The 8,294-nt window shown below is 41.1% G+C and carries 17 protein-coding genes and 1 pseudogene; all 18 read left to right on the forward strand.

Annotation, left to right across the window (positions count from 1 at the left end; all coding sequences use genetic code 11):
- The first annotated feature begins 31 nt into the window (after window positions 1-31).
- Complete coding sequence (gene rplX, locus ACQKFO_RS22785; protein WP_034765969.1) at window positions 32-343, forward strand: 50S ribosomal protein L24; 312 nt, start codon at window positions 32-34, stop codon at window positions 341-343.
- 26 nt (window positions 344-369) lie between these two features.
- Window positions 370-909 carry a 50S ribosomal protein L5 gene (gene rplE / locus ACQKFO_RS22790; protein ID WP_148971242.1) on the forward strand — a complete coding sequence of 180 codons (540 nt, stop codon included), beginning with the start codon at window positions 370-372 and terminating at the stop codon, window positions 907-909.
- A gap of 24 nt (window positions 910-933) precedes the next feature.
- Complete coding sequence (locus tag ACQKFO_RS22795) at window positions 934-1,119, forward strand: type Z 30S ribosomal protein S14 (protein WP_010191505.1); 186 nt, start codon at window positions 934-936, stop codon at window positions 1,117-1,119.
- A gap of 30 nt (window positions 1,120-1,149) precedes the next feature.
- Window positions 1,150-1,548, forward strand: a complete 399-nt coding sequence (gene rpsH / locus ACQKFO_RS22800; protein WP_060674108.1) for a 30S ribosomal protein S8 — start codon at window positions 1,150-1,152, stop codon at window positions 1,546-1,548.
- Window positions 1,549-1,578: 30 nt separating this feature from the next.
- Complete coding sequence (gene rplF, locus ACQKFO_RS22805; protein ID WP_427601281.1) at window positions 1,579-2,118, forward strand: 50S ribosomal protein L6; 540 nt, start codon at window positions 1,579-1,581, stop codon at window positions 2,116-2,118.
- A gap of 33 nt (window positions 2,119-2,151) precedes the next feature.
- Window positions 2,152-2,514, forward strand: coding sequence for a 50S ribosomal protein L18 (rplR, locus tag ACQKFO_RS22810; protein ID WP_113970895.1), 363 nt, complete (start codon window positions 2,152-2,154; stop codon window positions 2,512-2,514).
- A gap of 23 nt (window positions 2,515-2,537) precedes the next feature.
- Window positions 2,538-3,038, forward strand: a complete 501-nt coding sequence (rpsE, locus tag ACQKFO_RS22815; RefSeq protein ID WP_044340531.1) for a 30S ribosomal protein S5 — start codon at window positions 2,538-2,540, stop codon at window positions 3,036-3,038.
- A 13-nt stretch (window positions 3,039-3,051) separates the two neighbouring features.
- A complete protein-coding gene (gene rpmD / locus ACQKFO_RS22820; protein WP_044340532.1) occupies window positions 3,052-3,234 on the forward strand; it encodes a 50S ribosomal protein L30 in 183 nt (60 codons plus the stop codon).
- A 32-nt stretch (window positions 3,235-3,266) separates the two neighbouring features.
- Window positions 3,267-3,707, forward strand: a complete 441-nt coding sequence (rplO, locus tag ACQKFO_RS22825; RefSeq protein ID WP_113970897.1) for a 50S ribosomal protein L15 — start codon at window positions 3,267-3,269, stop codon at window positions 3,705-3,707.
- Complete coding sequence (gene secY, locus ACQKFO_RS22830) at window positions 3,707-4,999, forward strand: preprotein translocase subunit SecY (RefSeq protein WP_113970898.1); 1,293 nt, start codon at window positions 3,707-3,709, stop codon at window positions 4,997-4,999. Before rplO ends, secY begins: the two co-directional genes overlap by 1 nt.
- A 62-nt stretch (window positions 5,000-5,061) precedes the next feature.
- The gene (locus ACQKFO_RS22835) at window positions 5,062-5,712 is read left to right on the forward strand and encodes an adenylate kinase (protein ID WP_427601285.1); all 651 of its coding nucleotides are present in this window, start codon (window positions 5,062-5,064) and stop codon (window positions 5,710-5,712) included.
- Entirely contained in the window at window positions 5,712-6,458 is a 747-nt protein-coding gene (gene map, locus ACQKFO_RS22840) for a type I methionyl aminopeptidase (RefSeq protein WP_148971245.1), read from the forward strand. The genes ACQKFO_RS22835 and map overlap by 1 nt, the downstream gene beginning before the upstream one ends.
- 15 nt (window positions 6,459-6,473) lie before the next feature.
- Window positions 6,474-6,797 (forward strand): KOW domain-containing RNA-binding protein, encoded by a 324-nt coding sequence (locus ACQKFO_RS22845; protein ID WP_427601287.1) that lies wholly within the window; start codon window positions 6,474-6,476, stop codon window positions 6,795-6,797.
- The gene (gene infA / locus ACQKFO_RS22850; protein ID WP_034765945.1) at window positions 6,790-7,008 is read left to right on the forward strand and encodes a translation initiation factor IF-1; all 219 of its coding nucleotides are present in this window, start codon (window positions 6,790-6,792) and stop codon (window positions 7,006-7,008) included. The genes ACQKFO_RS22845 and infA overlap by 8 nt, the downstream gene beginning before the upstream one ends.
- Before the next feature lie 38 nt (window positions 7,009-7,046).
- Complete coding sequence (rpmJ, locus tag ACQKFO_RS22855) at window positions 7,047-7,160, forward strand: 50S ribosomal protein L36 (protein WP_003156543.1); 114 nt, start codon at window positions 7,047-7,049, stop codon at window positions 7,158-7,160.
- Window positions 7,161-7,184: 24 nt separating this feature from the next.
- Complete coding sequence (rpsM, locus tag ACQKFO_RS22860; protein ID WP_034765943.1) at window positions 7,185-7,550, forward strand: 30S ribosomal protein S13; 366 nt, start codon at window positions 7,185-7,187, stop codon at window positions 7,548-7,550.
- Window positions 7,551-7,575: 25 nt separating this feature from the next.
- Window positions 7,576-7,965 carry a 30S ribosomal protein S11 gene (gene rpsK, locus ACQKFO_RS22865; protein WP_032085294.1) on the forward strand — a complete coding sequence of 130 codons (390 nt, stop codon included), beginning with the start codon at window positions 7,576-7,578 and terminating at the stop codon, window positions 7,963-7,965.
- 171 nt (window positions 7,966-8,136) lie between these two features.
- Window positions 8,137-8,238, forward strand: a pseudogene (locus tag ACQKFO_RS22870) (DNA-directed RNA polymerase subunit alpha); the annotation flags it as partial.
- Between the last annotated feature and the right edge of the window lie 56 nt (window positions 8,239-8,294).

Here is an 8,294-nt window from a genome sequence, read left to right on the forward strand (position 1 = left end):
AGCATTGGGCCATTCAAGGAGGTGCGATGAAATGCATGTAAAAAAAGGCGATAAAGTAATGGTCATTACTGGGAAAGATAAAGGCAAAACAGGTGTTGTTCTTGCTTCATTCCCTAAGAAAGACCGAGTGCTAGTTGAAGGAATCAACGTTGTAAAAAAACACGCTAAGCCTTCACAGATGAACCCGCAAGGCGGAATCATCAGCCAAGAAGCATCTATCCATGTATCAAATGTTATGCTTCTAGATCCGAAATCTAACGAGCCAACTCGTGTAGGTTATAAGACAGAAGACGGCAAAAAAGTACGTGTAGCAAAAAAATCAGGTGAAGTTCTAGATAAATAGTACGATTAAGAAGGGAGGTATTCTGAATGAACCGCCTAAAAGAAAAATTTCAACAAGAAATCAGTCCAGCTCTAGTGAGCAAATTCAATTACAAATCAGTAATGGAAGTACCTAAAGTTGAAAAGATCGTTGTCAACATGGGTATCGGTGAAGCTGTTCAAAACTCAAAAGCTCTTGATGTAGCTGTTGATGAGTTGACTCAAATCACTGGTCAAAAGCCAGTTGTAACGAAAGCTAAAAAATCTATCGCAGGCTTCCGTCTTCGTGAAGGTATGCCTATCGGTGCAAAAGTTACTCTTCGTGGAGAGCGTATGTACCAATTCTTAGATAAATTAATTTCTGTTTCACTTCCACGTGTACGTGACTTCCGTGGTGTTTCTAAAAAAGCATTCGACGGTCGCGGTAACTACACATTAGGAGTTAAAGAGCAATTGATTTTCCCTGAGATTGACTATGATAAAGTGTCTAAAGTACGTGGTATGGATATCGTAATCGTAACAACTGCGAACACAGACGAAGAAGCTCGTGAATTATTGACACAAATCGGAATGCCATTCCAAAAGTAATCGCTATATAAGGGAGGCGAAAATGTGGCTAAAAAATCTATGATTGCGAAACAAAAACGCACGCCAAAGCATAATGTTCAAGCGTACACACGTTGCGAACGTTGCGGACGTCCTCATTCAGTTATCCGTAAATTCAAGCTTTGCCGTATTTGTTTCCGTGAACTTGCATACAAGGGTCAGATTCCTGGCGTTAAGAAAGCTAGTTGGTAATACCCTATATTGGGAAGGAGGTAAATTATTATGACAATGACAGATCCAATTGCAGATTTGCTTACTCGCATCCGTAATGCGAACATGGTTCGTCACGAAAGATTAGAAGTTCCTGCTTCTAACATCAAGAAAGAAATTGCAGAAATCCTTAAACGTGAAGGTTTCGTACGTGACGTAGAATATGTAGAAGATAACAAGCAAGGTGTTATCCGCATTTTCTTAAAATATGGAGCAAACAACGAACGTGTAATTACTGGATTAAAGCGTATCTCTAAACCTGGTTTACGTGTATATGCGAAATCTACAGAAGTACCTAGAGTATTAAACGGTTTAGGTATCGCGCTTGTTTCTACTTCTACAGGTGTTTTAACTGATAAAGAAGCTCGTGCTCAACAAGTAGGCGGAGAAGTTCTAGCTTACGTTTGGTAATATTTTTTATATGAATGGAGGTGCAACAGGATGTCACGTGTAGGAAAACTACCAATCGAAATTCCATCTGACGTTACTCTAACAGTAGGTGAAGATAACACTGTAACTGTAAAAGGACCTAAAGGGGAACTTTCTCGTACATTCAATTCTGATATTAAAGTTGAATTAGAAGGAAACGTAGTAACAATTACTCGCCCTTCTGATGCAAAAGAACACCGCGCGTTACACGGTACAACTCGTGCCCTAATCGCGAACATGGTTGAAGGTGTATCTAAAGGATACCAAAGAAATCTTGAGCTAGTCGGTGTAGGTTACCGTGCTCAAAAACAAGGTACTAAGCTTGTACTTAACGTTGGTTACTCTCACCCAGTTGAGATCGAACCAGAACAAGGTATCGAGATCGAAGTACCGGCAAACACAAAGATATCTATCAAAGGTATCGATAAAGAACGTGTTGGAGCATTAGCTGCAAACATTCGTGCTGTACGCTCTCCTGAGCCTTACAAAGGAAAAGGTATTCGCTACGAAGGTGAATATGTTCGTCGTAAAGAAGGTAAAACAGGTAAATAATGCCGCGTAGGCAAAAGAAAGGAGTGACCGTAGGTGATTACTAAGCCAGATAAGAACAAAACACGTAAGAAGAGACATGCTCGTGTCCGTTCAAAAATTACTGGAACTGAAACTCGTCCTCGTTTGAACGTTTTCCGTTCTAACAAAAATATCTACGCTCAACTTATCGATGACGTGAACGGTGTTACTCTAGTAAGTGCATCTTCTCAAGATAAAGATTTCGATCTAGACTCAGCCGCTACTATCGATGCAGCAGCAAAAGTTGGAGAACTAGTTGCGAAACGTGCAGTAGATAAAGGAATGAAATCCGTGGTATTTGACCGTGGAGGATATTTATATCATGGCCGTATCAAGGCTTTAGCTGAAGCAGCTCGTGAAAACGGCTTAGAATTTTAATAAAAAAAGGAGGGACAATCCAGATGCGTCGTATTGATCCAAGTAAACTAGAATTTGAAGAACGCGTAGTTACAATCAATCGTGTTGCGAAAGTTGTTAAAGGTGGACGTCGTTTCCGTTTCGCTGCTCTTGTAGTAGTAGGCGACAAAAACGGTCACGTTGGTTTCGGAACTGGTAAAGCTCAGGAAGTACCTGATGCAATCCGTAAAGCGATTGAAGATGCGAAGAAAAATCTAATTGAAGTTCCTATGGTTGAGGGTACAACACCTCACCTAGTAACTGGACGATTTGGTGCTGGTCAAATTCTGATCAAACCTGCTTCTGCAGGTACAGGAATTATTGCCGGTGGACCTGTTCGTGCCGTACTTGAATTAGCTGGTGTTCAAGATATCCTATCTAAATCTTTAGGATCTAACACTCCAATTAACATGGTTCGCGCTACTATCGAAGGTTTAAAACAATTAAAGCGTGCTGAAGACGTTGCAAAATTACGTGGTAAATCAGTAGAAGAGATATTAGGATAAGGGAGGGATAACGATGGCTAACAAACTAGAAATTACCCTCACTCGCAGTACAATTGGTCGTCCACAAGATCAACGTAAAACTGTTGAAGCTTTAGGACTTCGCAAAATGCATCAAACAGTTGAACAACAAGATAATGCTGCTATCCGCGGTATGATCAATAAAGTTGCTCACCTTGTAACGGTTACAGAAAAATAATCGATTTCTTTCGAAAAAAAGGAGGTGCCGACATGAAATTACATGAGTTAAAGCCTACAGAAGGTTCACGTAAGGTCCGCAATCGTGTGGGACGTGGTATTGGTTCAGGTAATGGAAAGACTTCTGGTAAAGGTCATAAAGGACAAAACGCTCGTTCAGGTGGCGGAACTCGTCCTGGCTTTGAGGGTGGTCAAACACCATTATTCCAACGTCTACCAAAACGTGGATTCACGAACATCAATCGTAAAGAATATGCAATCGTCAACCTTGACGCATTGAATCGCTTCGAAGATGGTACAGAAGTTACTCCAGCTCTACTTGTAGAAACTGGCGTAGTGAGTAACGAAAAAGCGGGAATTAAGATTCTTGGTAAAGGTTCAATCGAGAAAAAGCTTACAGTAAAAGCACAAAAATTCTCAACCACTGCTAAAGAAGCTATCGAAGCTGCTGGCGGTACATCCGAGGTGATCTAATGTTTCAAACTATCTCCAATTTTATGCGCGTGGGTGATATAAGAAATAAAATTATTTTCACCCTTCTAATGTTAATAGTCTTCCGTCTTGGTACCTTCATTCCGGTACCAAACGTAGACGCTAATGTATTGAAAATGCAGGACCAGGCAGGAATTCTCGGATTCCTGAATACATTTGGTGGCGGTGCACTGCAAAACTTCTCTATCTTTGCGATGGGAATTATGCCTTACATTACTGCTTCTATCATCGTACAGCTCCTGCAAATGGATGTTGTTCCGAAGTTTACAGAGTGGTCTAAGCAAGGTGAAGTCGGACGCCGTAAATTAGCTCAGTTCACACGTTATTTCACCATCGTTCTCGGATTCATCCAAGCTTTAGGTATGTCCTATGGCTTCAATAGAATATATGGTGGAATGCTTATCCAAAGCCCGGGAGTTAGTACGTACCTACTAATAGCGTTAGTTCTAACAGCTGGTACGGCTTTTCTTATGTGGTTGGGTGAACAAATTACAGCTAAAGGTGTAGGGAATGGTATTTCGATCCTGATCTTTGCAGGTATCGTTGCAGCTATCCCTAACACAGTAAACCAAATCTATGCTCAACAAATTGAAGGGGCAGGCGAACAGCTTTTCCTTCGAATTGTGGTTCTTGCACTTCTTGTTTTAGCAGTTATTGCAATCGTGGTTGGTGTCGTGTTTATTCAACAAGCACTTCGTAAAATTCCGATTCAATATGCAAAACGTTTAGTGGGGCGTAGTCCGGTTGGTGGACAATCAACACATCTACCGTTAAAAGTAAATGCTGCGGGTGTTATTCCAGTTATCTTTGCGATTTCTTTCATAATCACGCCACAGACCATTTCATCTTTCTTCGGAGAAAATGATGTGACGAGTACTATTCAGTACATCTTTGATTACACTAAACCAGTTGGTATGATCATCTATGTAGCTCTGATCGTTGCCTTTACGTATTTCTATGCTTTCATTCAAGTGAACCCAGAACAAATGGCTGAAAACTTGAAGAAGCAAGGTGGATATATCCCTGGTATTCGTCCAGGTAAAACCACACAAGAGTATCTCACTCGCGTTCTGTATCGTCTAACATTTGTTGGGGCAATCTTCTTAGCTGTCATTTCTATTCTTCCTGTTTTCTTCATTAACTTTGCGGGATTACCTCCTGCAGCTCAAATCGGTGGAACAAGCTTACTCATCGTAGTAGGGGTTGCACTTGAGACAATGAAGCAACTGGAAGCGCAGTTAGTGAAACGTCACTACAAAGGATTTATTAAATAAGAGGGTTTTCGGGAACTTTTGTTCCTGAAGCCATTTTATAGACAATTAGGGGGAGTTCGAGAGTGAATATAGTTCTTATGGGCTTACCAGGCGCAGGAAAAGGCACTCAAGCTGAAAAGATCGTAGATAAATATGGTATCCCCCATATATCTACTGGCGATATGTTCCGTGCAGCTATTAAAGGCGGTACTGAACTAGGCTTGAAGGCTAAATCATTCATGGATAATGGCGACCTTGTTCCTGATGAAGTGACAATCGGTATCGTTCGTGAACGTTTAAGCAAAGAGGACTGTGAAAAAGGCTTCTTACTGGATGGGTTTCCAAGAACGGTTGCTCAGGCAGAAGCACTTGAAAACATCCTGGCTGATCTTGGTAAAAAAATGAATTATGTCATTAATATAAATGTAGATAAGGACATCCTGATGGAGCGCTTGACAGGTCGCAGGATCTGTAAAGAGTGCGGCGCTACTTATCATCTTGTCTTTAATCCGCCAACAGAAGAGGGCGTTTGTGATCGCTGCGACGGCGAGTTATATCAACGCGCAGATGATAACGAAGAAACGGTTCAAAACCGCTTGGACGTAAACATCAAGCAAACTCAACCACTATTGGCTTACTACGAAGATAAAGGCTATCTGAAAAACATTGACGGTCAACAAGACATCCATAGAGTGTTTGATGACATTGATGAACTACTTGGAGGCCTTTCATAATGATCATTTCTAAAACTCCGAGAGAGATTGAGATTATGCGGCAAGCTGGAAAGATTGTGGCATTAACTCATGCGGAATTGCAAAAGCATATTTCTCCGGGAATATCGACGAAGGAATTGGATGCAATTGCTGAAAAATTCATTCGTAAACATGATGCAATTCCATCTTTTAAAGGGTATAATGGGTTTCGTGGCAGCATCTGTGCATCCGTCAACAATGAGTTGGTTCATGGAATTCCAGGCGATCGGGTATTGAAGGATGGCGATATAATCAGCATCGATATCGGTGCTAAGTATAACGGTTATCACGGTGACTCAGCTTGGACATATCCAGTTGGAACAATAGATGATGAAACCCAGAAGCTTCTGGATGTTACGGAAGAGTCATTATTTCTGGGACTTAAGGAAGCTAAACCAGGCGAGCGTCTGTCGAATATCTCTCATAGTATACAAACATTTGTTGAGGCTAATGGCTTTTCTATCGTTCGAGAGTATGTGGGGCACGGAGTTGGTCAAGACTTACATGAGGATCCGCAAATTCCTCATTATGGACCACCCAACAAAGGTCCTCGTTTAAAGCCTGGCATGGTACTGGCTATTGAACCTATGGTTAATGCAGGAAGTCGATATGTTAGAACGTTATCAGATAACTGGACAGTCGTCACAGTAGATGATAAAATGTGTGCGCACTTTGAACACACCATTGCAATTACTGAAGACGGCTATGAGATATTGACGAAAGCCTAAGTGAAGGTGATTGGATTGATCGAGTCAGATTCGACGATTCCGGGGATAGGCCAAATTGTTCAAACCCTTAAAGGGAGAGAAACAGGAAGCTACTCGGTCGTTGTTCAGCAATTGGATGAACGTTTTGTACTCATAGCAGATGGAGATCGAAGAAAGTTTGATCGCGCTAAGCGAAAGAACATCGCTCATCTTCACTTGTGTGACTATGTTTCTCCAGAAGTTCAAAACAGTATTATAGAAACAGGAAGAGTTACGAACGGTAAACTGCGTTATGCTGTTTCAAAGTTTGTAAACGAAGTTTTAAATGATGAGAAGAAGGGAGACATGTTCGATGGCTAAGGATGATGTAATTGAAGTTGAAGGTAAGGTCGCCGAGACTTTGCCTAATGCGATGTTTAAGGTAGAATTAGAAAATGGTCATACAGTACTGGCACATGTTTCAGGAAAGATCCGTATGCATTTCATTCGTATCTTACCTGGTGACAAGGTAACAGTAGAATTATCACCGTATGACTTAACTCGTGGTAGAATCACATATCGTTATAAATAATCTATTGCACTCCGTACTATTAAGGAGGTTAGAATAAGATGAAAGTTAGACCATCTGTTAAACCAATCTGCGAAAAATGTAAAGTTATTCGTAGAAAAGGTAAAGTCATGGTTATCTGTGAAAACCCTAAACACAAACAAAAACAAGGCTAATCTTAAAGGAGGTGCGCTATCACTATGGCACGTATTGCTGGTGTAGACATTCCACGTGACAAACGTGTTGTCATTTCATTAACATACATCTACGGTATTGGTAAAAATACTGCAGCGAAAATCTTATCTGAAGCTGGTGTATCTGAGGATACTCGCGTTCGCGATCTAACTGACGACGAACTAGGAAAGATTCGTGATATCGTTGATAAATTAAAAGTAGAAGGTGATCTTCGTCGTGAAGTATCACTAAACATCAAACGTCTTATGGAAATCGGTTCATACCGCGGTCTTCGTCACCGTCGTGGACTACCTGTTCGTGGACAACATACGAAGAACAATGCTCGTACACGTAAAGGTCCTCGTAAGACTGTAGCTAACAAGAAAAAATAATAGGTAAAGGAGGTTACTTCTTAGTATGGCACGTAAAACAAACACTCGTAAACGTCGTGTGAAAAAGAATATCGAAGCTGGTATTGCACACATTCGTTCTACATTCAATAACACAATCGTAACTATTACTGATGTTCACGGAAATGCTGTTGCTTGGTCAAGTGCAGGTTCACTAGGATTCAGAGGTTCTCGTAAATCCACTCCATTCGCAGCGCAAATGGCAGCTGAAACTGCAGCGAAAGCTTCTCAAGAACATGGTTTAAAAACTCTTGAAGTAACAGTTAAAGGTCCTGGTGCTGGTCGTGAAGCAGCTATCCGTGCTCTTCAAGCAGCAGGTCTAGAAGTTACTGCAATCAGAGACGTTACTCCAGTTCCTCATAATGGATGCCGTCCACCAAAACGTCGCCGCGTTTAATTTTTCTGTATAAATTTTGTATCGTTGTCTATAATGGGATATGATACAAGATACGTTCATTCAGAAAAGTAACCAGTTGTTGGTGCACAATAGGGAACGTAAACATGGGGAATTTCGGACTTTAACTTATTTAGCCCGGAGTTTCGACGTTTTGAAGGAGGGTAAATATTAATGATCGAAATTGAAAAGCCAAAAATTGAAACGGTTGAGATCAGCGATGATGCCACATTTGGAGCCCTTCAAGTCCATAGCTTATCACTTCATGTGGGGTCATATAGCTGTAGCGCTCATACCATTCGTCATCTGCATTAAGAACAGCGTACTTTGGA

It is taken from the genome of Rossellomorea sp. NPDC071047, assembly GCF_050270195.1.
In the GTDB taxonomy this organism is placed as follows: Bacteria; Bacillota; Bacilli; order Bacillales; family Bacillaceae_B; genus Rossellomorea.

What these genes read in the sequence shown, in the direction of transcription:
- rpsK (WP_032085294.1), top strand. Translation starts at nt 7,576, where the DNA reads ATGGCACGTAAAACAAACACTCGTAAACGTCGTGTGAAAAAGAATATC.
- rplF (WP_427601281.1), top strand. Translation starts at nt 1,579, where the DNA reads ATGTCACGTGTAGGAAAACTACCAATCGAAATTCCATCTGACGTTACT.
- secY (WP_113970898.1), top strand. Translation starts at nt 3,707, where the DNA reads ATGTTTCAAACTATCTCCAATTTTATGCGCGTGGGTGATATAAGAAAT.
- infA (WP_034765945.1), top strand. Translation starts at nt 6,790, where the DNA reads ATGGCTAAGGATGATGTAATTGAAGTTGAAGGTAAGGTCGCCGAGACT.
- rplO (WP_113970897.1), top strand. Translation starts at nt 3,267, where the DNA reads ATGAAATTACATGAGTTAAAGCCTACAGAAGGTTCACGTAAGGTCCGC.
- map (WP_148971245.1), top strand. Translation starts at nt 5,712, where the DNA reads ATGATCATTTCTAAAACTCCGAGAGAGATTGAGATTATGCGGCAAGCT.
- rplE (WP_148971242.1), top strand. Translation starts at nt 370, where the DNA reads ATGAACCGCCTAAAAGAAAAATTTCAACAAGAAATCAGTCCAGCTCTA.
- rpmJ (WP_003156543.1), top strand. Translation starts at nt 7,047, where the DNA reads ATGAAAGTTAGACCATCTGTTAAACCAATCTGCGAAAAATGTAAAGTT.
- rpsM (WP_034765943.1), top strand. Translation starts at nt 7,185, where the DNA reads ATGGCACGTATTGCTGGTGTAGACATTCCACGTGACAAACGTGTTGTC.
- rplX (WP_034765969.1), top strand. Translation starts at nt 32, where the DNA reads ATGCATGTAAAAAAAGGCGATAAAGTAATGGTCATTACTGGGAAAGAT.
- rpsE (WP_044340531.1), top strand. Translation starts at nt 2,538, where the DNA reads ATGCGTCGTATTGATCCAAGTAAACTAGAATTTGAAGAACGCGTAGTT.
- rpsH (WP_060674108.1), top strand. Translation starts at nt 1,150, where the DNA reads ATGACAATGACAGATCCAATTGCAGATTTGCTTACTCGCATCCGTAAT.
- rpmD (WP_044340532.1), top strand. Translation starts at nt 3,052, where the DNA reads ATGGCTAACAAACTAGAAATTACCCTCACTCGCAGTACAATTGGTCGT.